At 71.1% G+C, this 24,400-nt stretch carries 22 protein-coding genes and 2 pseudogenes; 13 read left to right on the forward strand and 11 right to left on the reverse strand.

Features of this window, described 5'->3' with window-relative positions:
* Positions 1–606 (reverse strand): annotated as a pseudogene (locus Q2K20_RS13010) (HNH endonuclease signature motif containing protein); the annotation flags it as partial.
* Positions 607–742: 136 nt separating this feature from the next.
* On the opposite strand from Q2K20_RS13010, the gene Q2K20_RS13015 reads away from it, so the two are divergent.
* Positions 743–2,002: an IS256 family transposase gene (locus Q2K20_RS13015; protein WP_069389740.1), complete on the forward strand. Its 1,260-nt coding sequence runs from the start codon at positions 743–745 to the stop codon at positions 2,000–2,002.
* A 25-nt stretch (positions 2,003–2,027) separates the two neighbouring features.
* Here Q2K20_RS13015 and Q2K20_RS13020 read toward each other — a convergent pair whose 3' ends face one another.
* Entirely contained in the window at positions 2,028–2,636 is a 609-nt protein-coding gene (locus Q2K20_RS13020) for a hypothetical protein (RefSeq protein WP_156776017.1), read from the reverse strand.
* A gap of 320 nt (positions 2,637–2,956) precedes the next feature.
* Here Q2K20_RS13020 and Q2K20_RS18215 point away from each other — a divergent pair.
* Positions 2,957–3,160 (forward strand): annotated as a pseudogene (locus tag Q2K20_RS18215) (hypothetical protein); the annotation flags it as partial.
* A gap of 6 nt (positions 3,161–3,166) precedes the next feature.
* Here Q2K20_RS18215 and Q2K20_RS18220 read toward each other — a convergent pair.
* Positions 3,167–3,589, reverse strand: a complete 423-nt coding sequence (locus Q2K20_RS18220; RefSeq protein ID WP_253695463.1) for a hypothetical protein — start codon at positions 3,587–3,589, stop codon at positions 3,167–3,169.
* 18 nt (positions 3,590–3,607) lie between these two features.
* Between Q2K20_RS18220 and kstD the strand changes: the two genes are divergently transcribed.
* Positions 3,608–5,338 (forward strand): 3-oxosteroid 1-dehydrogenase, encoded by a 1,731-nt coding sequence (gene kstD / locus Q2K20_RS13030; RefSeq protein WP_083249500.1) that lies wholly within the window; start codon positions 3,608–3,610, stop codon positions 5,336–5,338.
* A gap of 1 nt (position 5,339) precedes the next feature.
* Positions 5,340–6,200, forward strand: a complete 861-nt coding sequence (locus tag Q2K20_RS13035) for a MaoC/PaaZ C-terminal domain-containing protein (RefSeq protein WP_069388681.1) — start codon at positions 5,340–5,342, stop codon at positions 6,198–6,200.
* A gap of 49 nt (positions 6,201–6,249) precedes the next feature.
* On the opposite strand, the gene Q2K20_RS13040 is transcribed toward Q2K20_RS13035, so the two are convergent.
* From Q2K20_RS13040 to Q2K20_RS13050, 3 genes are read right to left on the reverse strand one after another with little or no spacing between them, the layout of a single operon-like run.
* The gene (locus Q2K20_RS13040; RefSeq protein ID WP_069388682.1) at positions 6,250–7,293 is read right to left on the reverse strand and encodes an LLM class F420-dependent oxidoreductase; all 1,044 of its coding nucleotides are present in this window, start codon (positions 7,291–7,293) and stop codon (positions 6,250–6,252) included.
* 10 nt (positions 7,294–7,303) lie between these two features.
* Complete coding sequence (locus Q2K20_RS13045; protein ID WP_069388683.1) at positions 7,304–7,648, reverse strand: hypothetical protein; 345 nt, start codon at positions 7,646–7,648, stop codon at positions 7,304–7,306.
* The gene (locus Q2K20_RS13050) at positions 7,645–7,914 is read right to left on the reverse strand and encodes a hypothetical protein (protein WP_069388684.1); all 270 of its coding nucleotides are present in this window, start codon (positions 7,912–7,914) and stop codon (positions 7,645–7,647) included. The genes Q2K20_RS13045 and Q2K20_RS13050 overlap by 4 nt, the downstream gene beginning before the upstream one ends.
* Positions 7,915–7,948: 34 nt before the next feature.
* Between Q2K20_RS13050 and treS the strand changes: the two genes are divergently transcribed.
* A complete protein-coding gene (gene treS, locus Q2K20_RS13055) occupies positions 7,949–9,736 on the forward strand; it encodes a maltose alpha-D-glucosyltransferase (protein WP_069388685.1) in 1,788 nt (595 codons plus the stop codon).
* A complete protein-coding gene (locus Q2K20_RS13060) occupies positions 9,733–11,127 on the forward strand; it encodes a maltokinase N-terminal cap-like domain-containing protein (protein ID WP_269501601.1) in 1,395 nt (464 codons plus the stop codon). The genes treS and Q2K20_RS13060 overlap by 4 nt, the downstream gene beginning before the upstream one ends.
* Here Q2K20_RS13060 and Q2K20_RS18225 read toward each other — a convergent pair.
* Complete coding sequence (locus Q2K20_RS18225) at positions 11,052–11,393, reverse strand: AMP-binding enzyme (protein ID WP_253695502.1); 342 nt, start codon at positions 11,391–11,393, stop codon at positions 11,052–11,054. The genes Q2K20_RS13060 and Q2K20_RS18225 overlap by 76 nt on opposite strands.
* Before the next feature lie 591 nt (positions 11,394–11,984).
* Between Q2K20_RS18225 and Q2K20_RS13070 the strand changes: the two genes are divergently transcribed.
* Together Q2K20_RS13070 and kstR are read left to right on the forward strand one after the other, a co-directional pair.
* Entirely contained in the window at positions 11,985–12,140 is a 156-nt protein-coding gene (locus Q2K20_RS13070) for an alpha/beta hydrolase fold domain-containing protein (RefSeq protein WP_308203070.1), read from the forward strand.
* Between the two features lie 154 nt (positions 12,141–12,294).
* The gene (kstR, locus tag Q2K20_RS13075) at positions 12,295–13,026 is read left to right on the forward strand and encodes a cholesterol catabolism transcriptional regulator KstR (RefSeq protein ID WP_069388774.1); all 732 of its coding nucleotides are present in this window, start codon (positions 12,295–12,297) and stop codon (positions 13,024–13,026) included.
* Positions 13,027–13,078: 52 nt separating this feature from the next.
* Here the strand turns inward: kstR and Q2K20_RS13080 are convergent, their stop codons facing one another.
* Positions 13,079–14,410, reverse strand: coding sequence for a Glu/Leu/Phe/Val dehydrogenase dimerization domain-containing protein (locus Q2K20_RS13080; RefSeq protein ID WP_253695500.1), 1,332 nt, complete (start codon positions 14,408–14,410; stop codon positions 13,079–13,081).
* 93 nt (positions 14,411–14,503) lie between these two features.
* Between Q2K20_RS13080 and Q2K20_RS13085 the strand changes: the two genes are divergently transcribed.
* Positions 14,504–15,415: a LysR family transcriptional regulator gene (locus Q2K20_RS13085; RefSeq protein WP_069388773.1), complete on the forward strand. Its 912-nt coding sequence runs from the start codon at positions 14,504–14,506 to the stop codon at positions 15,413–15,415.
* Between the two features lie 56 nt (positions 15,416–15,471).
* Here the strand turns inward: Q2K20_RS13085 and thpD are convergent, their stop codons facing one another.
* Complete coding sequence (gene thpD, locus Q2K20_RS13090) at positions 15,472–16,335, reverse strand: ectoine hydroxylase (protein ID WP_069388772.1); 864 nt, start codon at positions 16,333–16,335, stop codon at positions 15,472–15,474.
* 112 nt (positions 16,336–16,447) lie between these two features.
* Entirely contained in the window at positions 16,448–17,482 is a 1,035-nt protein-coding gene (locus Q2K20_RS13095) for a D-2-hydroxyacid dehydrogenase (protein ID WP_269501612.1), read from the reverse strand.
* Positions 17,483–17,569: 87 nt separating this feature from the next.
* Here Q2K20_RS13095 and Q2K20_RS13100 point away from each other — a divergent pair, with 87 nt between their 5' ends.
* The 3 genes from Q2K20_RS13100 to Q2K20_RS13110 are packed head-to-tail and all read left to right on the forward strand — an operon-like array spanning position 17,570 to position 23,363.
* On the forward strand, positions 17,570–18,859 hold the full coding sequence (locus Q2K20_RS13100; protein WP_069388771.1) for an aspartate aminotransferase family protein: 1,290 nt from the start codon (positions 17,570–17,572) through the stop codon (positions 18,857–18,859).
* A complete protein-coding gene (locus tag Q2K20_RS13105; RefSeq protein ID WP_269501616.1) occupies positions 18,856–21,903 on the forward strand; it encodes an FAD-binding and (Fe-S)-binding domain-containing protein in 3,048 nt (1,015 codons plus the stop codon). The genes Q2K20_RS13100 and Q2K20_RS13105 overlap by 4 nt, the downstream gene beginning before the upstream one ends.
* Positions 21,900–23,363, forward strand: a complete 1,464-nt coding sequence (locus Q2K20_RS13110; RefSeq protein ID WP_269501618.1) for an NAD-dependent succinate-semialdehyde dehydrogenase — start codon at positions 21,900–21,902, stop codon at positions 23,361–23,363. The genes Q2K20_RS13105 and Q2K20_RS13110 overlap by 4 nt, the downstream gene beginning before the upstream one ends.
* Positions 23,364–23,396: 33 nt before the next feature.
* Here the strand turns inward: Q2K20_RS13110 and Q2K20_RS13115 are convergent, their stop codons facing one another.
* A complete protein-coding gene (locus Q2K20_RS13115) occupies positions 23,397–23,669 on the reverse strand; it encodes a WhiB family transcriptional regulator (RefSeq protein WP_167507195.1) in 273 nt (90 codons plus the stop codon).
* A gap of 97 nt (positions 23,670–23,766) precedes the next feature.
* On the opposite strand from Q2K20_RS13115, the gene Q2K20_RS13120 reads away from it, so the two are divergent.
* Positions 23,767–24,381, forward strand: coding sequence for a helix-turn-helix transcriptional regulator (locus tag Q2K20_RS13120; RefSeq protein WP_069388852.1), 615 nt, complete (start codon positions 23,767–23,769; stop codon positions 24,379–24,381).
* Positions 24,382–24,400 lie beyond the last annotated feature (19 nt).

Consider the following 24,400-nt stretch of genomic DNA (forward strand, 5'->3'; position numbering starts at 1 on the left):
TCAAGCCGGTCGTCCGCGTGCCCGAGCCGCGCCCGGACGATTCATGACGTAGCCGTCGGCACTGATGAGCCGGTCGGCGAAGGCGGTCCACTCGCGTTCTCGTATGGCGTCGCGCGCACGGGCCAAGGGGCCCTTGGGCCTGGTGCGGTGTTCGTGTCCGGTGTCGGTGATGATGACGAGTTCACCCAACGGCCCGGGCCGGTAGGCGTTGGTCCCGAACGTCTTCTCCCGGTGGTGTTTCCGACACAGGCAGACGAGGTTCCACTCGGTGGTCGGCCCGCCGAGTTCGGGGTCCTTCTTGTTGAAGGCGATCACATGGTCCACGTCACAGTCCTTGGCGGGAACCGAGCACCCCGGGTGCCGGCAGGTGCCGTCACGTAGGCGGATGCGCTCGGCCATCGCCGGGGTGATCACGTAGCGCAGGGCGTGTTCGGGGGAGTCGAGCACGCCGGGGGCAGGGTCGATGAGCTCGAACCGCACGCTCGCGTCCTCGCCCTCCAACAACTGCTGGCACAACCAGTTGAAACTGCTGTACGCCCCGTGCACGAACTCCACGCGGTTGGGCAGCCCCTGCGCGGCCGCGGCGATCACACTCACCCGGATCGGCCGAGTAGTGCCCCATAGAGTGGTGTAACTCGGTGGCCGAGATCGTCTCCGACATCCGTGTCGTTGACGGATGTAGAGCGGCCACCGCGTGATCTTTCGAGTCAACCGTCTAAAGAATCCTCGAGGAGTCATCGCGATGACCGCACCCCATATTGTCGACCCTGCAGGCCTGCTTGGCCAAGCCCTATCTGACGCGTCGCCGGATCTGATGCGCGAGCTGCTGCAGACCATGATCAACGCACTGCTCTCCGCCGATGCCGACGCTGTGTGCGGCGCCGAGTGGAACGCCCGCTCGGCTGAGCGCACCAACCACCGCAATGGCTACCGCCACCGGCCCCTGGATACGCGGGTCGGCACCGTCGACGTCGCCGTCCCGAAGTTGCGCTCGGGCAGCTACTTCCCCGAGTGGCTGCTCGAGCGCCGCAAGCGGGCCGAGTCCGCGCTGATCACCGTCGTAGCCGACTGCTATCTGGCCGGGGTGTCTACCCGCCGGATGGACAAGCTGGTCAAGACCCTGGGTATCGACTCGCTGTCCAAGTCGCAGGTCTCACGCATGGCCCAGGACCTGGACGAGCAGGTCGCGGCGTTCCGGCACCGCCGCCTGGACGAGGCCGGGCCGTTCACCTTCGTCACCGCCGACGCGTTGACGATCAAGGTCCGCGAGAACAAGCAGGTCGTCAAGGCTTCCGTGCTGCTGGCCACCGGCGTCAACGGCGACGGCCACCGCGAGGTACTGGGCATACAGGTCGCCACCAGTGAGACCACGGCCTCGTGGAACACCTTCTTCGCCGACCTGGTTGCCCGCGGCCTGGGCGGGGTGCGGCTGGTGACCTCCGATGCCCACGCCGGGCTGGTCGGGGCGATTGCGGCGAACCTGCCGGGAGCCGCGTGGCAACGCTGCCGCACCCACTACTCGGCGAACCTCATGGCGGTGTGCCCCAAGTCCATGTGGCCGGCCGTGAAGGCGATGCTGCACAGCGTGTACGACCAGCCCAACGACACCGCGGTGCACGAGCAGTTCGACCGGCTCCTCGAGTACACCGAAGGCAGACTGCCCGACGTGGCTGAGCACCTCGGCGACGCCCGCGAGGACCTGCTCGCCTTCACCGTGTTCCCCGACGACGTGTGGCGACAGATCTGGTCCAACAACCCCACCGAGCGGCTCAACCGAGAGATCCGCCGCCGCACCGACGTCGTGGGCATCTTCCCCAACCGAGATGCCATCGTCCGCCTCATCGGCGCCGTCCTTGCCGAGCAGACCGACGAATGGGCCGAAGGACGCCGATACCTCGGACTCGAAGTCCTGGGCCGCTGCCGACTCACCCTGACCACCGACACCGACACCAGCTCGCAGACGGAGGTGACCACTGATGCACTGATGCAACTACCCGCCTGATCACCAACGAAGGATCACAATTCAGTTACACCACTTCTAGGGGCTTGACCATCGGCCGACCTGCTGCGGCGGCGTTACCGAACGATGGCCTGGGCAGGTCCGCGCCCACCGTGACCTCGCCCAGCTCGATCGATCCGTCATCCTCCGGATCGGAGTCCGTCCCGCCAGCGTCGGCGGGCGCTTGGGTCGGGGTCGGGGCGTGCACCGCAAGGGAGGCGAGAGCGTCGGCACGCAGCTGATCCAACGTGCCGGGCATCCCGTCTCTGAAGGTTGCGCGGGCGTCGGTCTCGACGCGTCCCCGCAGCAGTTCCGCATCGGCTAGCGGCAACTTCGCCCACATCGAGGCCATCCCGTCCCGGCCCGACCGGAACCGGACCGTGCGCGTCAGCGCCGCCCGGGCGCAAGCATCCTCGGCGCCCTCTGGGTCGAGCCGGCCGACGGCCTCATCGATCCGGCCGTCCACCGAATTGCGACTCGGCCGGTCACCACCGTCCAGGTCGTCGACGATGCCCGCCATTACCTCGTCCTCCACGTCCGAGACGATCGAGTCGGGTACCTCAGCCAGCTTGCAGGCGATGTCGATGGCGAGCTGCTCGGGAAGGACCCCGCGCTCCACTGAGGCCCGCAGTCGCACGAGCCGAGAGTGGATCTGGACCCCTGCGGTGACCAGGCGTGTGGCGTGCCAGCATGTGAGCTGACAGGCCGCCACGAGATGATCACGAGCCCTGGCCTGCGAGTCCAACCGTGCGTACGCCGGACGTGCACGACCCCCGCTCCCCGCGACCCCATCGGCACACTTGTCGGCCTCATCCGCCCGCGCCATCTGCTCGACCAGGGCCGCTGCCGCTTCCAGCCGGGTGGCACCTGCCCGGTTCTGCGCCAGGGTCGCGGCTCGTGCCGCCTCGCTCACCGCCGTCGTGTCGAGCCCTCCCAGGGATTCCGGGACCGCGAACAGTGTCCTCGTCGTTGTCGTCACTTCCCCACCCCTGCCGTGCCCGTAATAGTACTCTTGTTCGAAACTACGGCACCGTTCTCATTCGCGCAAGGGTTCGACTGCGGTGGCGACCCCGTGTCCGACCCGCGCGCTACACTCGGCCGCATGGCCGAGCCCCCGCCAGCGAGGTCGCGCGCGCGACCGGGCTGTCCAGGCCCACGGCGCTGCGCCTACTGGCCGCACTCGAGCGGAACGACGCGGTCGAACGGATCGGGCAGCGCTACCGGCTGGGGCCGTTGGTGCACGAGTTGGACCCGCTGCTCGCCCACCACGTAGTCACACGACGAGGCGTTGTCCGCGATCGTGTCGATCAGATGCCCGTAATCGGGCTCGTCGACGCCCATCATCTCCTGCATCGCCTTGGACACCAGGCCAGCCTTGTGGCCGGTCACCACTACGCCGGCGACGAGCCTGCGGCGGTTGTCGACCAGCTGGATCTCGAAGGCGTCGTCCGGGGCCATGTCCGGAGGATCGTCGGTCAGTGGCACGATCGGCAAGACGTCGGACTCGGCGTCACGGAGTCGCCGGGCTGGCGTGGCGCGGGTCTCCTCGTTGAGCACGAGGGAGAAGCCACCTGGGCCGTCTGGCGCCACGGCGATCGGTTCTATAACGTGTTCTACATGGCGGACCAGGAGTTCGACGTCGTCGTCGTCGGCAGCGGTGGAGCAGGCATGACGGCCGCCCTCGCGGCAGCAAAGAAAGGCCTCAGCGTGGTTCTCGTGGAGAAGGCCCCGCACTACGGAGGCTCCACCGCCCGCTCCGGCGGCGGCGTGTGGATCCCCAACAACTCCGTGCTCCGGCGCGACGGCGTCCTGGACACGCCGGAGGCGGCCCGCACGTACCTCCGCTCGATCATCGGCGACGCGGTGGAGCCCGAGAAGATCGACACCTACCTCGACCGCGGGCCCGAGGTCCTGGACTTCGTCCTCGCCAACAGCCCCCTGCGGCTGGAGTGGGTCAAGGACTACTCCGACTACTACCCCGAGGCCCCCGGCGGACGTCTCGGCGGCCGGTCCGTCGAGCCCAAGCCGTTCGACCTCCGCCAGCTCGGGTCCGAGGCCGACAAGCTGGAGCCGAGCTACGCCAAGGCGCCGGTCAACATGGTGGTGATGCAGTCCGACTACCGCTGGCTCAACCTCCTCCAGCGTCCGCACACCAAGGGCATGAGGCGCTCGATCCGGGTCACCCTCCGAATGTTCCTCGCCAAGGCGCGCGGGCAGAACTCGGTGGGGATGGGTCGCGCGCTCATCGCCGCGATGCGCAAGGGCGTGCTCGACGCCGGTGTGCCGGTGTGGCTCTCCACGCCGATGACCGGTCTCGTGACCGAGGGCTCGGGGAGGCACGCGCACGTGGTCGGCATCACCGCCACCCGCGATGGCGAGGAGGTGACCCTCCGCGCGCGGCTCGGCGTGGTGATCGGGTCCGGTGGCTTCGAGCACAATCAGGAGATGCGCGACAGGTACCAGCGTCAGCCCATCCACACCTCGTGGACCGTCGGCGCCGCCGCCAACACCGGTGAGGGCATCGAGTACATGGAGAAGGCCGGCGCCTCGCTGTCGTTCATGGAGGACTCCTGGTGGGGCCCGTCGATCCTGCTGCCACGCGGCCCCTGGTTCGCGCTGGCCGAGCGGTCGCTGCCGTGTTCCTTCATGATCAACTCCCGCGGCGAGCGGTTCATGAACGAGTCGCTGCCCTACGTCGAGGCCGGCCACAAGATGTACGACGGCGAGTTCGGACAGGCACCCGCCGGGCAGGAAGGGACCCCCGGCGAGAACGTCCCGGCCTGGATCATCTTCGACCAGGAGTACAAGAACAGATACCTCTTCGCCGGCCTGCAGGCCAAGCAACCGCTGCCCAGGAAGTGGCTCGAGACCGAGAACTTCCACCAGGCGGACACCCTCGCCGAGCTCGCCGACCTCATCGGCGTGCCGGCGGAGGCGCTGGAGCGGACCACCGAGAAGTTCAACGGCTTCGCCGCCAAGGGCGTCGACGAGGACTTCAGCCGCGGCGAGTCGGGCTACGACCACTACTACGGCGACCCGACCAACAAGCCCAACCCGAGCCTCGGCCCGGTCCGCAAGGCGCCGTTCTACGCCGCCAAGATGGTGCCCGGCGACCTCGGCACCAAGGGCGGCGCGAACACCGACGTCCACGGCCGGGTCCTGCGTGAGGACGGCTCGGTGATCCAAGGCCTCTACGCCGCGGGCAACGCCTCCTCACCGGTCATGGGCCACACCCACGCGGGCCCGGGCGCTACCATCGGCCCGGCGATGGTCTTCGGCTACCTCGCCGTGGAGAACCTGCTGGCTTGCGCCCCCACCACCGAGAAGACGGGAGTCTGACGTGCCGATCGACCTCGACAAGGCCCTCGGGGCCGAGCTCCCCTCGCAGGAGTTCTCCTGGACCGCTTCCGACGTGGCCCTGTACGCCCTATCGGTGGGCGCGGCCGCCGACCCGATGGACACCACCGGTCTGGAGTACGTCCACGACACGGCGCCCAAGGTCCTGCCGTCGTTCGCCACCGTTGCCGCGACGCTGAACGTCACCGAGGCTCCCCGCGTGTCCTTCCCGGGCGTGGAGATCGACCTCGCCAAGGTCGTCCACGGCAGTCAGTCCGTCATGCTGCACCGGGCGATCCCCGCCTCGGGCACCGCCACCACCACCACGAGGATCGCCGAGATCCAGGACAAGGGCTCGGCCGCGGTCATCATCCAGGAGTCCGAGACGGTCTCCGCCGACGGTGAGAAGCTGTGGACCTCGCGCTCGGGCATCTTCGCCCGCAACGAGGGCGGCTTCGGCGGCAATCGCGGTATCTCCGGGACGGTCGAGTACCCCGAGCGGGAGGCCGACCACACCATCGAGGTGGCCACGCTCCCCCAGCAGGCGCTGTTCTACCGTCTCTGCGGCGACCGCAACCCGCTGCACTCCGATCCCGCGTTCGCCGAGGCGGCCGGGTTCCCGCGCCCGATCCTCCACGGACTGTGCTCGTACGGCCTGGTCCTGCGGGCGGTCGTGGATCAGGTACTCGGCGGCGACGTGGCGCGCGTCGGCAGCTACGGAGTCACCTTCGGCGGCATCTTCTTCCCGGGCGAGACCATGCGCATCCGCGTGTGGGAGGAGGGCTCGCGACTGCTCGTGGCGGCGACCGTCGTGGAGCGCGACGACGCCCCCGTGCTGAAGAACGTGGTGGTCGATCTCGCCTGACCGGCGCTGGTCGCCTCCCGGGCGGCATTCGAGAGCACCCGACGCCCGATCAGCAGAGCTCGCGGAACTGCTCCACCAGCCGGAGGCGACCCGGGGCGTCCAGCGCCATCGGAGTGACGGTGAGCGTGGTGGCGCCGGCCTCGCGGAACGCCGCGACGCGCTCGGCCACATACCCCGCCGGGCCGATGAGAGAGACCGAACGGACCAGCTCGTCGGGCACGGCTGCGGCGGCCTCCTCCTTCTTGCCGTCCAGGTAGAGGTCCTGGATGCGGGCGGCCTCGGCCTCGTAGCCGTAGCGGCAGGCGAGCTCGTTGTAGAAGTTCTTGCCGCGGGCACCCATGCCGCCGATATAGAGGGCCAGGTGCGGGCGCACGAAGTCCAGGTAACCGGGGACCTCGTCCTCCTCGCAGATCGCCAGCGCGGGTCCCGCGTAGACCTCGAGCTCGCCCAGCGACGGATCGCGCTTCTCCCGGCCCCTGGCCAGCGCGTCACCCCACGCCACGTCCGCCTTCTCCGGGTGGAAGAACAGCGGCTGCCAGCCGTTCGCGACCTCGGCCGCGAGCTCGACGTTCTTCGGGCCCAGGGCGGCGAGGATGATCGGGATGTCCTCGCGCACCGGGTGGTTGATGAGCTTGAGCGGCTTGCCCAGGCCCGTGCCCTGATCGGCGGGTAGGGGGATCTGGTACTTCTTCCCGTCGTGGACGACCTTCTCGCGGCGCCACACCTTCCGGCAGATCTCGATGATCTCGCGCGTCCGGGCCAGCGGCGCGTCGTACTTCACACCGTGGAAACCCTCGACGACCTGCGGGCCGGAGGCGCCCAGGCCGAGGGTGAACCGGCCGTCGGAGACGTAGTCCAGCCCCGCCGCGGTCATCGCGGTGAGCGTGGGCGTGCGGGTGTAGATCTGCAGGATGCCCGAGGCCAGCCCCATGGTGGACGTCTTGGCCGCGAGGTAGCCGAGCTGGCTGACCGCGTCGAACGAATAGGCCTCGGGGACGAACGCGATGTCCAGTCCCGCCCGCTCGAGGTCGGCGGCCTCCGCGGCCGTCTCGGCGAACCCGCCGCTGTAGTTGAGAGCCATTCCGATGCGCATACGCGCAACGCTACCGGGGGGTCCGGTCATCCCGGATCACCGCGTCGAGCTCGCTGCCGATCCGCACGAAGACCCCGACCCGGCGACGCAGCGGCGTATCGGTGCGCTCATAACCCACCAGCCGCATCCCCGCGTCGGAGGCCACCTCCAGGACCGTGTGCTCGGGCAGATCGACATCGGAGGTGGGGACGACGGCGAGGTCGGCGTTACCGAACAACCGGGCCAGTCTCAACCGGCGTGTCGGTTCGTCCCCACGGCGCCGCAGCCACCGGCGCACCGCGACCACGGTGAGCGCGATCCCCCACGCGGCGAGCGGGAGCAGCGCTACGAGTGTGAGCCCCCAGCCGAGGCTCATCGGGTCGCCGCCCGGACGGATCCGGCCGCGGCCGGGCGGGTGAAACGCATCGGTTCGAGCCACGGGCCCCGTTGCACGAGCGCCCGCGTGCCCCCCACCGGTTCCAGGCCCCTGGCCCGGGCCGCCGCGTAGATGACCGACCGGGGAAGCCGTAACTCCCAGGGGCGGACGACCACCTCGTCGTCGCCGTCGAACCGCGCCGCCAGCGCACGGGCGCGCCGACCGTGCCGGTCCCGATACGACCGCACCGGGTCAATTTTCCGCATGCAACGGATCGTACGGGGCCGTAGGCTCGCCCCCATGGCACCGAAGCCCAGCCTTCAGCCCGAGTCACACCCCGCCGATCCGGAGCTCACGGACGACGGGCACGTCGTCGAGCCCAGCGCGGACGACTACCGTCACGCCACCGAACTCGAGATCAACCACGACTGGTACAAGTCCGCTGTGTTCTACGAAGTCCTGGTACGGGCCTTCTACGATTCCGACGGCAACGGCACCGGCGACCTGCGCGGGCTCATCGAGAAGCTCGACTACCTCGAATGGCTCGGCGTGGACTGCCTGTGGCTGCCACCGTTCTACGACTCGCCGCTGCGCGACGGCGGCTACGACATCCGCGACTTCCGCACCGTGCTGCCGGAGTTCGGCACCGTCGAGGACTTCGTGGAGCTCCTCGAACAGGCCCACAGCCGCGGCATCCGGGTGATCACCGACCTGGTCATGAACCACACCTCCGACACCCACGCGTGGTTCCAGGAGTCCCGCGCCGACCCGACCGGGCCGTACGGCGACTTCTACGTGTGGTCGGACGACGACACGCGGTACCCGGAGGCCCGCATCATCTTCGTCGACACCGAGTCGTCCAACTGGACCTACGACCCGGTCCGCGGGCAGTTCTACTGGCACCGCTTCTTCTCCCACCAGCCCGACCTCAACTACGACAACCCCGAGGTCCAGGAGGCGATGATCGACGTCCTGCGCTTCTGGCTGGACCTGGGGATCGACGGGTTCCGCCTGGACGCAGTGCCGTACCTGTTCGAGCGCGACGGCACCAACTGCGAGAACCTGTCCGAGACACACGATTTCCTGCGAAACTGCCGGTCCGTGGTCGAGGAGGAGTTCCCGGGGCGCGTGCTGCTGGCCGAGGCCAACCAGTGGCCCGACGACGTCGTGGATTACTTCGGCGAGTCCGCGGTGGGCGACGAGTGCCACATGGCGTTCCACTTCCCGCTGATGCCGCGGATCTTCATGGCGGTGCGGCGGCAGTCCCGCTTCCCCGTCACCGAGATCCTCGCGCACACCCCGGACATCCCGTCATCGGCCCAGTGGGCGATCTTCCTGCGCAACCACGACGAGCTGACGCTCGAGATGGTCACCGACGAGGAACGCGACTACATGTACGCCGAGTACGCCAAGGACCCGCGGATGAAGGCCAACATCGGCATCCGCCGACGCCTTGCCCCGCTGCTCGACGGCGACACCAACCAGCTCGAGCTGTTCACCGCGCTGCTGCTGAGCCTGCCCGGGTCGCCGATGCTGTACTACGGCGACGAGATCGGCATGGGCGACAACATCTGGCTCGGCGACCGTGACGCCGTCCGTACCCCGATGCAGTGGAGCCCCGACCGCAACGCCGGCTTCTCCCGCTGCGACCCGGGCCGACTGTACCTGCCCGCGATCATGGACCCACAGTACGGCTACCAGGGCGTCAACGTGGAGGCGCAGATGAATTCCACCGCCAGCCTGCTGCACTGGACGCGGCGCATGATCCACGTCCGCAAGAGCCACCCGGCGTTCGGCTTGGGCGAGTTCACCGACCTCGGCGGGTCCAACCCGTCGATCCTGTCCTACCTGCGCACCCTCCACTCCCCCGCCGCCGGGGGCAGTGACGTCATCCTCTGCGTCAACAACCTGTCGCGCTTCCCGCAGGCGGTTCGTCTGGATCTGGCGGAGTACGCCGGCTGCCAGCCCGTCGAGCTCACCGGCGGGGTGCCGTTCCCCGAGATCGACGCCGACCCTTACCAGCTCACGCTGCCCGGGTACGGCTTCTACTGGCTCGAACTGCGCAGCCCGGAGGAAGGACCGAGATGACCGGACCCAGGACGTCGATCCCCGCCGTCGACGACGACACGCTCGCCCGACTGCTCACCGACTGGCTGCCCGAGCAGCGGTGGTTCGCCGGCAAGGGGCTGGAGCTGGCCGGCGTGCGGATCTCCAGGCGCGAGGTGTTCCTGGACGATCCCGAGGTGCTGGTCGAGCACCTGCTGGTGGACGTCGAGGTGGACGGTCGGCCCCAGCGCTACCAGGTGCCGATCGCGACCGCGGCCGAGCTACCCGGGGACCGACGGACGTTCCCGTTGACCCCGGAGGGCGCCTCCCCCGTGGTCTACGACGGGCTGCGTGACCCCCGCAGCACCGAGTCGCTGCTCCGCCACCTGGCCGGGCAGGACGAGGTCGGCGGACTGAGGTTCCGACTGGTCCCCGGTGCAACCCTGCCCGGGCCCACGTGGGGGCGGCTGCTGGAGGGCGAGCAGTCCAACTCGTCGCTGGTGTTCGGAGACGACCTCATGGTCAAGGTGTTCCGACTGGTCCAGCCGGGTGTGAACCCGGACGTGGAGCTCCACGCCGCGCTGGCGGAGCGGGAATGCCCGGCGGTGGCTGCGCTGCGGGGATGGGTGGAGTTGGACGACGACACTGTCGGCGACACCGGAGCCGGGCCCACCACGCTCGCCATGGCCCAGGAGTTCATGGCCGGGGCGGCGGACGGGTGGGCGATGGCCACGGCGAGCGTGCGCGACCTGTTCGCCGAGGCCGACCTGCTCGCCGAGGAGGTCGGCACGGACTTCGCCGACGAGAGCTTCCGGCTGGGCGCCGCCGTCGCGCAGGTGCACGAAGACCTGGCGGCGGCGACCGGGGTCGGCACCCGGGACGGCACCGACCTGGTGGCGTCGATGCGGGCCCGCCTGGACGCGGCAGTGGCGGAGGTGCCGGAGCTGGCGGGGTTCGCCGACGCGGCCCGGACGGTGTTCGACGAGGTGGCGGGATCCGGCCCGGTGCGGGTGCACCGCATCCACGGCGACCTGCACCTCGGGCAGACGCTGCGGGTCCCGGACCGGTGGATCGTCATCGACTTCGAGGGCGAACCGGCCGCGCCCCTCGCCGAGCGGCGGGTGGCAGACGCCCCCGCCCGCGACGTGGCCGGCATTCTGCGCAGTCTCGACTACGCGGCGCAGCACACCCTGGTCGGTGTCGAGGACCGGCAACTGCGCTTCCGGGCCCGCGAATGGCGTGACCGCAACGTCGACGCCTTCTGCACAGGGTATGCCGAGGTCAGGGCCTCCGACCCGCGCGAGACCGGTGCACTGCTGCGGGCCTACACGCTCGACAAGGCGCTGTACGAGGTCGTCTACGAGACGCGAAACCGGCCCGGCTGGGTCGCGGTGCCGATGGGAGCGGTCGAACGCATCCTCACCGCGGGCTGAACGCACCGCGGCCGGGCGGGAGGACGACCTTGCCCGCGGGCGGGCGACGGATCTCGGGGACGTCGACGATCACCTTGGGGACCTTGTAGTCCGCGAGAGACTCGCGCAGGAACGCCGAGAGCTCCTCCTGCGGCCGACACGCCGTCGCCGAACGACACCACCGCGGCGACCTCTTGGCCGTACCGCTCGTCGGGAGCGCCGGCGACCAGCGCGTCGTGGACCGCCGGACGAGCCTTGAGCGCCTGCTCAACCTCCTCCGGGAACACCTTCTCGCCGTGGCCGCGTAGGACGATGTACGCGACCTCGTCCTACCCTGCGTGATCGGACGGATCGACTCGGCGATCACACCGAGGCGCGGGGGTGCCACCAGCATCCCACCCTGCCCGTTGAGGTTCATCTCGCCGTCGTTGCCGGTCTCGGACGCGCCGAAGTCGTCACGGAAGTCGTACCCGGCGGACGCGTCCACGATCACCTCGGCGTCGAAGACGCGGAACATGACGAGCTGACCGCCCAGGTTGACGTGGGCCAGCAGGGTGAACAGGCTGGCGCCGTACATGAGCGGTGCTGAGATGACGATCTTGAAGTTGCCCTCGGGCGAGACGTTGTCCGCGACCTGCTGCGGCGAGCATGAGCGGGTCACGGACCAGTAATCCCGGCCCGCCGTACGACGGCGGTCTCCGGCTGCCGCGTTCGACGGGGTCGGGGGACGTGCCGCAGCATGGCCATCGCTCGTCGGCGCGGGAGACCGACCGAGCAGGGCACTCTGCGGTCCCGCGGGCTCGCGGGAGGGCTGCGGATGTTCGTCCGCCCGGCGCCCACCAAGGACTGGTCCGGGGACGGGCCGGTCCCGGCCTCCCGTGTTCCTGTCGGACTACCGACTCGCCCCGGAGCACCCGCACCCCGCGGCCACCGAGGACACCATCGCCGGGTGGGAGTGGTTGCTGGAGACGGGCTTCCCGGCCGAGAACAACGTGGTCGCCGGAGATTCTGCCCGCTCGTCGCGGGCCCGCTGACCCGCGAACTGCACGCCATCACAGAACGCGTTCACAGTAACGTGTTCTAGAATGCACCCGCGGGGTCCTCGACGCACACCCGGGTCCCGCCCCAGACCGCCGGAATGCTCCGCCGACCCGACCCGATCCGCCCAGCGCAGAAGGTACCGCTTCCATGACCAAGAGCTCAGCCGAGACCGGTTCCGCCGCGGCCGCGTCGGATCCCGCCCCCCGGAGTGACGAGCCCACCACGTCGTCGCAACGCGAGCGCCGTCGGCGGATCCTGGACGCGACCCTCGCCCTGGCCGCCAAGGGCGGCTACGAGGCCGTGCAGATGCGTGCCGTCGCCGAGAAGGCGGAGGTCGCGGTGGGCACCCTCTACCGGTACTTCCCGTCCAAGGTGCACCTGCTGGTCTCGGCGCTCGCCCGTGAGTTCCGTCGGCTCGACCAGCGCACCGAGCGTTCCGCCCCGCCCGGCGACACCGCGCAGGAGCGAATGAAGGTCGTGGTGGAGATGATCACCAAGTCCATGCAGCGCGACCCGAACCTCACCGAGGCGATGACGCGCGCCTTCATGTTCGCCGACGCCTCCGTGGCCAACGAGGTCGAGGAGGTCGGCTTCTACATGGACCGGATCCTCGCCCGCGCGATGGCCCAGGACACCCCGGACGAGGTGCAGCTCTCGATCGCCCGGGTCGTCTCCGACGTGTGGATGTCCAACCTCGTGTCGTGGCTGACCCGCAGGTCGTCGGCCGCTGAGGTCGCCACCAGGCTCGGACTCACCATCGATCTGCTGCTGGGCAGCGACGACTCTCCCCGCCGGGCCCGGATGCACTCGGCGATCGGCAACGGCCACGACACCGGCCAGACCGACGACGCTCCGTCCGCCGCTCCCGCCGCCGGCTGACTTCGGCTCGGTATCCCGACCGCGCCCGAACGAGCCGAGCGCGAAGGCGGAGTCAGGGCACGACGACCGGCGGCACCGTCCGGACCGAGCCGGAGACGTCGGCGATCCACCGCAGCGGGCCCCGGCTCGGATCCCATCTGGTGAGCAGGTCAGCGACCTTGGCGGTCATCTCGCGGCTCAGGCGGAGGAACGAACTCTCGGGCTGGTCGTCGACCTCCCCGAGGATCAGCCACCACGCCCAGGCCACGGCCCCGGCGTTGGCGACGAAGTCCGGCAGCACCGCGATCCCGCGGGCCGTGAGGTCGAGTTCCGCGTCGGCCGTGGTGGCGGCATTGGCCGCCTCGACCACGATCGGTGCGGTGACCTCGGGGCAGTTGTCGGCGGTGATGGCGTACGAGACGGCGGCAGGCACGAGCACGTCCACGTCCATGCCGAGGATCCGGTCGCGGTCCAGCCGCTGCACCCGGGCGGGGACGGCCGAACGGTCGATCTCCCCGAAGCGGTCGCGGGTCGCCAGGAGCGCCGGGACGTCGAGTCCCGCCGGGTCGTAGAGGGTTCCGACGGCGTCGGCCAGTGCGACGACTCGCATCCCGGCCTCGTGAAGGTACCAGGCGGCGCCGCCACCCATCGTGCCCACGCCCTGGACGGCCACCGAGGTGCGCTCGATGTCCCAGCCCCGGACGTACGCCGCCGCGAGGCACGCCTGCGCGACCCCGTAGCCGCCGATCACGTCGCCGAGCAGCCCGCCCGGAACCTCGGCGCCCAGCCCGCGGAAGATCCGCTCGGCGGTGGCGGCGGGATCGGCCGACCGCTCGATCGCCGCGTGGTAGGACTGCCGCATCCCCAGCCCGGCGAACACCTCGTCGATAAGGTGCTGCGGCACACCCAGATCCTCGGCGGTGACCCAGTGCCGGTCGAGGAACGGCCGCATGGCCTCGCAGAACCGGCCCAGCACGTCGATGGCGCGGGGGTCCTTGGGGTCGAAGTCGATGCCGCCCTTGGCCCCGCCGATGGGCAGGTCGAACGCCGCTGTCTTGCGGGTCATGCCGCGGGCCAGGTCCTCGACCTCGCGGAGGGTGCACCCGGCGCGCATGCGGGTCCCGCCGGTGGCCAGACCGCCGACGAGGGTGTCGACCACGAGGTAACCCCGGGCCCCGGTCTCGTCGTCCTTCCAGTGCAGCCGCAGGTAGGGCTCACGGCTCGACCGGCCGGCGCTCTCCGGAGCCGGGGGGGCGACCTGTGCGGGGGCGCAGTGCCCGGCAGGCACGGTCTGCGGGGCTGATCCGGTATGACCGGTGGTGCCCGGGATCTCGATGGACGTCATGGTGCTCGCCTCCTCGGCGACCTCGTCCGCCGGCTGGTCCGGCGGGGATGTCTCCAGCATGGGAGCATGCGTCCCGGGGGTCCAGCGAGACTTCGTGGACCGGACCGTTCACTTTTCCTGCACGATGCGTCCGCGCGCTCCTACGCTCGGGGAATGGAGCCGTCACTGCACCGGCTACGGCTGCTCGCCGAGTTGGAGCGCCGCAGCACCGTCACCGCGGTCGCGGCCGCGCTGGGATACACCGTCTCGGCCGTGTCGCAGCAACTCTCGTTGCTCGAGCGGGAGGCGGGGACCCCGCTGTTCGAGAAGCGGGGTCGCGGGCTCGCGCTGACCGAGGCGGGGCTCATACTGGCCGGGCACGCGCGGACGATCCTGTCCGCCGTGGAGGACGCCGGTCACGCCATGGAATCGGCCCGTGCGGGCGTCGGCACGAACCTCACCGCCGGGGTGTGGGCGTCGGTGGCCGTCACGCTGCTGCCCGCCGGGATGCGGATCCTGGCCCGTGACCACCCGGGCATCGTGGTGCGGACCCGGGAGCTCGCCCCGGAGGACACCACCGGCGCGGTCCGGGACGGCTCGCTCGATCTGTCGTTCGTGCTGGACTACTCCAGCTACGTGATGGCGGACGTGACCGACCTGGTGCGGGTGCCCATCGCGAGGGAGTCACTGCACGCGGTCGTCCCCCGCGGCTTCGTGGACTCGACCCGACTGTCGCTGGCCGACCTCGCCGACGCGCCGTGGGTCGTCGCGCACCCGCGGTCGCACTTCGGTCGCGCGGTGCGGATCGCCTGTCGCGAGGCGGGGTTCGAACCCGACGTGCGGCACGAGGCGGGCGAGCAGTCCACGGCGCTGTCCCTGGTCGCCGCGGGCCTCGGGGTCACCCTGGCCTCCGACCTCGGGCTGAGCACCTTCGGCGCGGACGTGGAGGTGATCCCCCTGACGGACGAGCTCACCAGGACGGTGTCGATCACCTATCGCCGGCGGGACGCCCGGCGGCGACCGCTGCAGGCGTTCGTCGAGGCGTTCACCGACGGCGCCCGCGAGGTCGGCCTGGACCCCGCCTGACTCCGGGGCACTGATGCCGGGTCCCGCACCCGCGGGGCCCGGCATCAGTGCCCGGCTCAGGGCCGGCGCGCGAGGAAGTCCGGCCGCGGCGGGGTACCCGCGAACGGCTCGGTCAACTCGTTCTCGACACTGTTGAACACGATGAACACATTCGCCCGGGGCAGCGGCGTGATGTTGCCGCCCGAGGCGTGCAGGGCGTTGCAGTCGAACATCGTCATCGATCCCGCCCCGCCCGTGAGCACGTCGAGACCGTGGCGCTCGTACATCTCGGAGATGTGCTCCTCGGACGGGACGCCGATCTTCGGCGACGTCGAGACGAGCGATTCCTTGTAGTAGTCCTCCGGCGTCTCCCCAGCGCACTGCACGTAGTACTTGTGCGTGCCCGGCATGATCATCAGGGGACCGTTGTAGGTCTCGTTGGGCGTCAACGCCAAAGAGGCGCTGCACGCACGCGGCCGCGGCATCCCGTCCTCGGCGTGCCAGGTCTCGAAGTCCGAGTGCCAGTAGAAGGCGCCTCCGGCGAAACCGGGCTTGTAGTTGAGCCGGCTCTGGTGGACGTAGACGTCCGAGCCCAGGATCTGCCGGGCCAGGTCGATCGCGCCGGATCGCTCGACCGCCTCCCACACGACCTCACTCAGGTCGTGGACGTCGAAGATCGAACGGACGGCCTCGCTGCCGGCCTCGCGGATGATCCGGGGATCGCCGGCCATCCGCGGATCCGATCCGATGCGGTCGATCTCGGCCAGGCAGCCGTCGATCCGCTGCCGGTCGAGTGCGCCCTCGCGCTGGATGTAGCCGCGCTCGCCGAATTGGAGGACCTCGGGATCCTCACTGCGTCCCCACAGGACGGGGTCCCGGCGCTCGACGATCTCCGGCCGCCCGCTCACGCGGGACTGGTAGTCATCTATGGCAATGGTCACCTACGACTCCTTTCTCTCCTCAGCCTGAAAACCCCGGCTGACTCGGGAAAAGCGAGGGGTGCCGCCCCTCGCGGAGGAGACCGTATCCGGGGAGATTCCCCCGGACAACCGCTCAGCCGCTGACGTATCCTCGACCCTTGTCCACCGGTGGGCCGGGAGTCCCGCCGCCGGTCCACGTGCGCAGGTGGTCGAGGAACTGCCCGGAGAGGGTGTCCCGCCACCCCACGACGTCGCCGGACATGTGGGGACTGATGTGCGCGCCGTCTAGGGTCCAGAGCGGGTCGCCCCCGGGGAGGGGTTCGACGACGAGGACGTCCAGGTGCGCCGAGAGCCTGCCCGTCCCGATCTCGCGCGTGAGGGCGTCCTGATCGACCAACTCTCCGCGACCGACGTTCACCACGTGGGCGCCGTCGGGCAGGGCGGCCAGTTCCGCGGGGCCGAGCATCCCCCGCGTCGCGTCGGTCAGGGGCGCCACCATGACGAGATGGTCGACCTCGCCGAGATGCTCGGACAGGTGCGCGGAATCCAGGACGCGGCCGAAGTCCTCGTCGTCGTCGCGCGGTCGACGTCCGGCCCCGCTGACGTCGAGCCCGACCGCCCGCAGTAGGCGCGCGGTGGCCCGTCCGATGCCGCCGGTGCCCACCACCAGGGCGCGCCGACCGGCCACCCGCGTGGTCTCGCGGTGGCGCCACCGACCCGCGCGCTGCAGGGCCTCGGTCTCGTGGAGCCGTTTGTCGTGGGCCAGGACGCAGGCCAGGACGTACTCGGCGATCGGCCCGTCGAAGACCCCGCGGGCGTTGGTGACCAGCACGTCGGAGTCGCGCAGCTCGTCGAACAGGAGCTTGTCCACCCCGGCGGCGGCCACGTGGACCCACCGCAGCGCGTCGGCGGCGTGCCAGGCGGAGGCCAGGGCGTCGGAGAAGATGTCCCACACCAGCAGGATCTCGGCCCCGGGCAGAGCCAGCACGAGGGTGTCGGCCGTGCACTCGCGCACGTCGGCGAGCTCGCGGATGAGCGCGAGGGTGGTGGGGGGCTCGACACCGTCCGCGGTGAGGACGACGACGGTCGGCCGGGTGCCCGGGTCATGGTTGCCCGGGTCGTGGTGGCCCAGGTCGCGGTTGCCCGGGTCATGGTGCGGCTGCGTCATGGCCCCACCGTAACGCGCCGACCCTGCCGGAAACCAGGATCGTCGGATTGTTGACAATCGACCATGACGCGCCACACACTGGCACCCATGACCGCGCACCTGTCGCCCCATCTCAAGCAGGCCACGCCCGTCGTGGTGGACCACGCCCTCGGCTCGTGGATCCACGGCACCGACGGCCGCGACTACCTGGACTTCACAACCGGCATCGGCGTGACCAGCACCGGCCACTGCCACCCCGACGTGGTCGCGGCGGCCCGCGAGCAGTGCGGGAAGATCATCCACGCGCAGTACACCACCGTCATGCACCAGCCGCTGCTGGAGCTCACCGAGAAACTGGGCGAGCACCTGCCCGGGGGGATCGACTCGGTCTTCTACGCCAACTCCGGGTCCGAGGCGGTCGAGGCCGCGGTCCGGCTGGCCCGCATGGCCACCGGCCGGCCCAACATCGTCACCGTCCAGGGCGGCTTCCACGGGCGCACCGTCGCCGCCGCCAGCCTCACCACCGCCGGCACCCGCTTCTCCGCCGGGTTCTCCCCGCTCATGGGCGGCGTGGTGATGACCCCGTTCCCGCACGCCCTGCGCCACGGGTGGACGGAGGACGACGCGATCGACTTCGCGCTGGCCGAACTCGACTACCTCATGGCCACCCGCGTCGACTCCCGCGAGATCGCGGCCTTCCTCATCGAACCCGTGCTGGGCGACGGCGGGTACATGGCCACTCCCCCGCGCTACCTGCAGGGGCTGCGCGAGCGCGCCGACCGGATCGGCGCGCTGCTGGTGCTCGACGAGGTCCAGGCCGGCATCGGGCGCACCGGCCGGTTCTGGGGGCACCAGCACACCGACGGGCTCGTGCCGGACATCATCATCACCGCCAAGGGCATCGCGTCGGGCTTCCCCATCTCCGCGATCGCCGCACCCTCCGCCCTCATGGCCAAGGCCTGGCCCGGATCCCAGGGCGGGACCTACGGCGGAAACGCGGTCGCCGCGGCGGCCGGGGTCGCCACCCTCGGCGTGGTCGAGCGCGAAGGTCTCGTGGACAACGCCGCCGCCCGCGGGACCCAGCTTCTCGACGGGCTCCGGCGTACCCTCGGCGACGTGGGCGAGATCTGCGACATCCGCGGGACCGGGCTCATGCTGGGCGTCGAGTTCGGCGACGCAGGCGCGCCCGCCGGCAGCTCCGGTGCGCTCGAGGCCGCCCGCCTGGCCGCGGCGGTGCAGCAGGCGTGCATCGACGAGGACCTGCTCACCCTGACCTGCGGCCCGACCGGTTCGGTCGTGCGCCTCATTCCCGCGCTGGTGGTGACCGCCGACGAGGTGGACGCCGGTGTCGAGCGCTTCACCCGCGCCGTGCACCGGGTGTGCAACGGGGCGGCGTGACCTCCCGCGTCGCACCGGACGCCCCCGGGCGGGCGCTCGTTCGCGCGCTCGTGGACGCGGGCCTGGCGCCCGAGTCCGACCCCCGCCGGATCGCGGAGTACTCCTACGACGCCTCGAACTACCGGGTCGTGCCGGCGGCCGTCCTGTTCCCGCGGTCGGAGAGCGAGGTCGCCGCCGCCCTGGCCGTGTGTCACCGGCTCGGGGTGCCCGCGACCGCACGCGGCGGCGGCACGTCGATGGCCGGGAACGCGATCGGCACCGGCCTGGTCCTGGACCTGTCCCGGCACATGAACCGGGTCCTCGAGGTGGACGAGGCGGCGGGGACCGTCACCGCCGAGGCCGGCACCGTGCTCACGGCCCTGCGCGAGGCCGTCCACGCCGCCACGGGCGACCGCCTGACCTTCGCCCCGGACCCCTCGAGCCAGTCCCGCGCCTGCCTGGGCGGCGCGATCGGCAACGACGCGTGCGGCAACCACTCCGTGCGCCACGGCCGGACCGCCGACCACGTCGAGGCGCTGCGGATCGTCACCGCCGACGGACTGCGCCTCACCGCCACCCGCAGCGGCGTCGAGGCCACCGATCCGGCCGACGCGCCCGCCGCCGCCCGCGCCGAGCACCTCACCACACGGTTGCAGGACCTGACCGCCGACCACCTGGCCGCCATCCGCACCGAACTCGGCCGCCTCCCCCGCCAGGTGTCCGGCTACCACCTGCGTCACCTGCTGCCCGAGGAGGGCTTCGACGTGGCGCGGTCCCTCGTGGGCTCCGAGGGCACGTGCGCGATCGTCACCGCCGCGACCGTGCGGGCCGTCCCCCGTTCCGCGCGCACCGGGCTGGCGGTCGTGGGGTACGCCGACGTGGTGGACGCTGCGCGGGACGTGCCAGCCATCCTGCGACACCGCCCCACAGCTGTAGAGGGTATCGACGAGGTGATCGTCGCGACGATGCGGCAGCGCCGCGGCGCCGACTCGGTCGCCGAGCTGCCGCGCGGCCACGCGTGGCTGTTCGTGGAACTCGATGACGACGGGAGTGACGACGACGGGGGCGACGACGACGGGGGTGACGACGACGAGGCCGGCGCCGGCGGTCGTGGGCTCGACGCCCGGGTGGCCGAACTGGCCGACGAGCTGACGCGGGACGGCCACGCTCTCGAGGTCCTCGTCGTGACCGATCCCGTGGCCCGCGCGGACCTGTGGCGCGTGCGTGAGGACGGCGCCGGGCTGAGCTCGAGACTGACCGATCCGGCGACGGGCGCGACCATCGAGTCCTGGCCCGGCTGGGAGGACTCCGCCGTCGCCCCCGAGCGGCTGGCCGACTACCTCGCCGACTTCCGCGACCTGCTTGCCCGGCACGAGCTCACGGGCGTCATGTACGGGCACTTCGGGGCGGGATGTATGCACATCCGCATCAGCTTCGACCTGCGCTCGGACGCGGGCCGGGCCGTCATGCGCGCGTTCTGCACCGACGCCGCCCACCTCGTCGTGCGGCACGGCGGGTCGCTGTCCGGGGAGCACGGCGACGGCCGTGCCCGCTCCGAACTGCTGCCGGTGATGTACTCGCCCGAGATGCTGGACGCCTTCGCCCGCTTCGCCGGGGTCTGGGACCCGGCGGGGATCCTCGCCCCGGGCGGCCTGACCGCCACCCGGCCCCTCGACGCCGACCTGGCCCTGGCCGGGGTGGGCCGGCGCGACCTGGGCCTGCTCACCTCGCCGGACGGCGCCCACCCGGTCCAGGCCTGCATCGGCGTGGGCCGCTGCCGCACCACCTCCGGTGGCGTGATGTGCCCGTCCTTCCGGGCCACCGGGGACGAGAAGGACTCCACCCGCGGTCGGGCCCGCGTCCTGCAGGAGGTGGTCCGCGGCACCCTGCCGATCGACGACCCGGCCGTCGAGGAGTCGCTCGAACTGTGCCTCGCGTGCAAGGCGTGCTCCTCGGACTGCCCGACCGGCGTCGACATGGCCACCTTCAAGTCCGAGGCCCTCCACCGTCGCTACAGGCGTCGAATCCGGCCGACGGCCCACTACTCGCTGGGCCTGCTCCCGCTGTGGCTGCGCGGCACCGTCCGCGCGGCCGGGCCGATCAACGCCCTGCTGGGAACCCGCGCCGGCCGCGCCGCGGCGCGGATCGGGGGCCTGAACACCGAGCGCACCCTGCCCCGCTTCGCGTCCGCCCGGCAGCTGCGCGACGAGCTCGCCCGGGTACCGGAGAGCGTGTGGACCGTCCGCGAACCGGCACCGGGGCGCACCTCCGCAGAGGTCGTGCTGTTCCTCGACTCGTTCACCCGCGGACTGCGCCCCGCGGCCGCCGGCGCCGCCGCCCGCGTGCTGGGCGGCACGCACACCTCCGTCGCCTGCACAGCCGACCAGTGCTGCGGGTTGACCCACGTCACCACCGGCCGACTCGACGCCGCACGCCGCACCATGACCTCGACCGCGCGCCGCCTCGACGCGATCCGCGGGCCGGGCGGGGAGGAGGTCCCCGTCGTCGTCGTCGAACCCTCCTGCGCCGCCACCCTCCGCGAGGACCTCCCCCGCCTGCTCGCCGACACCCCCCACGCGGACGCCGCACGCCGCGTGGCCGCCCGTGTCCGCTCCTCCGCCGACCACCTCGGCCGACTCGCCGCCGAGGGCCGCGCCCCCGCGTGGCCCGGCGGCGCGCCCCCGGACCGCGTCACCGTCCAGACCCACTGTCACGAGTACGCGACCTTCGGCAACCGCGTCCAACGCGCCATGCTCACCGCCCTCGGCGTGGGCTCGGTCCGCGAGGCGACCGGCTGCTGCGGCGTCGCCGGCGACTTCGGCTTCACCGCCGGCCACGAGACCGTCACCGCGGCCGTCGCCGAACTAGCCCTCGCCCCCGCCCTGCGCGCCGACACCGACGCCCCCGTCCTCACCGACGGGTTCTCGTGCGCCACCCAGGTCGACCACCTCGGCGCCGGCGACCCCACCACGGGACCAGGCCGCACCGGCCGTCACCTGTTCGAACTGCTCGACCCCGACCCCCGTCCCGACCCCAGCCCCGCACCCACCAGGAGGCCCACATGACCCGCTCCGCAGCCGACATCATCAGTGCCCTCGGGACCGGCATCCACGTCGACGGGGCCTGGCGCGACGCCGCCTCCAGCGCGACGTTCGACGTGGTCAACCCCGCGACCGGTGAGGCGATCGCGACCATCGCCGACGGCGGGGCCGGTGATGCCGCCGCCGCGATCGAGGCCGCCGGTCGCGCCCAGCCGTCGTGGGCGGCGGTCCCCGCCCGCGAGCGGGCCGAGATCCTGCGCCGGGCCTATGAGCTAATCGTCGAGCGCGCCGACGAGCTGGCGCTGCTCATGACCACAGAGATGGGCAAGCCACTGGCCGAGGCGAAGGGCGAGGTGACCTACGGCGCCGAGTTCTTCCGCTGGTTCTCCGAAGAAGCCTGCCGCATCCGCGGCGACGCCCGCCGTTCCCCCGACGGCAAGACCCGGCTCATGGTCACCCACGAGCCCGTGGGACCGTGCATCCTCATCACCCCGTGGAACTTCCCCCTGGCCATGGCCACCCGCAAGATCGGACCCGCCATCGCCGCCGGCTGCACCATGGTCTTCAAGCCCGCCAACCTCACGCCACTGACCTCGCTGTACGTGGTGGACCTCCTGCGCGAGGCGGGGCTGCCCGACGGCGTCCTCAACGTGGTGTGCACGACCGACGCCGGCGGCGTGGTGGAGCCGTGGATCGACTCCGGCATCGCCCGCAAGCTGTCCTTCACCGGATCCACGCCCGTCGGCCGCACGCTCCTCGAGCAGTGCGCGCGCGGGGTGCTGCGCACCTCCATGGAGCTCGGCGGCAACGCGCCGTTCGTGGTCTGCGAGGACGCGGACATGGACACCGCCGTGGCCGCCGCGATGGCCGCCAAGATGCGCAACATGGGCGAGGCCTGCACGTCGGCCAACCGGATCCTCGTGCACCGCTCGGTCCTCGACGAGTTCGGTCGGCGCCTGACCGAGAAGATGTCCGCCCTGACCGTGGGTGACGGCACCACCGAGGGCACCGACGTGGGCCCGCTGGTCGAGGAGAAGGCCGTCACCAAGGTCGTGGACCTGGTCGACGACGCCGTCGAGCGCGGGGCCGAGGTGCTGACCGGCGGTTCGCGCCTGGAGGGCCCCGGCTACTTCTACCCGCCCACCGTGCTCACCGGTGTCACCCCGGACGCCGAGCTGATGTCGACCGAGATCTTCGGCCCCGTCGCCGCCCTCGTACCGTTCGACACCGACGACGAGGCCGTGACACTGGCCAACGACACCGAGTTCGGCCTGGTCTCCTACGTCATGACCGAGAACCTCGACCGCGCCATGACCATGTCCGAGCGGCTCCAGGCCGGCATGGTCGGCATCAACGTCGGCGTGGTGTCCAACCCGGCCGCCCCGTTCGGCGGCATCAAGCAGTCCGGGCTGGGGCGCGAGGGCGGGCTCAGCGGGATCGAAGAGTTCGTCGAGACCAAGTTGGTCGCGATCCCCGTGCGCTGAGCCGACCCGAACCGAGCCGACCCGCTGGCTCCCCTAGCCGGTGCGCACGCGGCCGGCTCGGCGGTGACGCTCGGCCTCGGTCATCCCGCCCCAGACGCCGTACAGCTCACGCTGGGCCATCGCGTGCTGGCGGCACGCGTCGATGACCGGACACTGCCCGCAGAGCTTCTTGGCGGCGGCCTCCTTGCGGCGCCGCGTCGACTTGGCCTCGTCCTCCGAGTTGTAGAAGAGGTCCGGGATCTCGCGGCACATCCCGGAGTCGGCCCACGCCCACCGATCGTCGAGTCTGGTCATCGCTGTCTGCATCATGGTTCCCCTCGCCGTCCGGTCCAGCTTCCGATGTCCCCGGGGGATTCGGCACACCCCCAGGGGTGGGATGGGTCACAACTGCTAATGTCCCTTCATGAAGGTCCGGGTCTCGGTGGTCAACGACTACTCGCTGGTCGTCGCCGGCGTGGAGGCCCTGCTGGGTCCGTACGCCGACCGGGTGCACGTGGTGCCGACCCATCACGCGACCGACGTCGCCACGCCGGTCGACGTCGCCCTGTTCGACACCTTCGGCTCCGGCCCCGGGTGGCAGCAGCGGTGCGCCGAACTCGCCCGTGACCCGCAGATCGGCGCGGTGGCGGTCTACTCGTTCATCACCGATCCGAAGGCCGTCGACGAGGCGCTGGCGGCCGGGGCCCGGGGTTTTCTCGCCAAGTCCCTGATCGGGGACGAGCTGGTCAGCGGTATCGAACGCATCGCTGCCGGTGAGCGCGTCACGGTGATCGACCGGGAGGACTCCGGGCCGGCCGCGCCGTGGCCCACTGGCGGTGTGGGCCTGACCCCCCGGGAGGCGGAGATGTTGGCGCTCATCACCCAGGGCCGGTCGAACGAGGAGATCACCGCGGCCTGCTACCTGTCGATCAACACCGTGAAGTCCTACATCCGGGACGCCTACCGCAAGATCGGGGTGACGACCCGGCCGCAGGCCGTGGCGTGGGCACTGCGGAACGGCCTCGGGTCGAGAAACTGAGCTCCGTGCCCTGACCGCC

The sequence above is a fragment of the Dietzia sp. IN118 genome (assembly GCF_032905965.1).
GTDB classification, from domain to species: Bacteria; Actinomycetota; Actinomycetes; order Mycobacteriales; family Mycobacteriaceae; genus Dietzia; species Dietzia kunjamensis.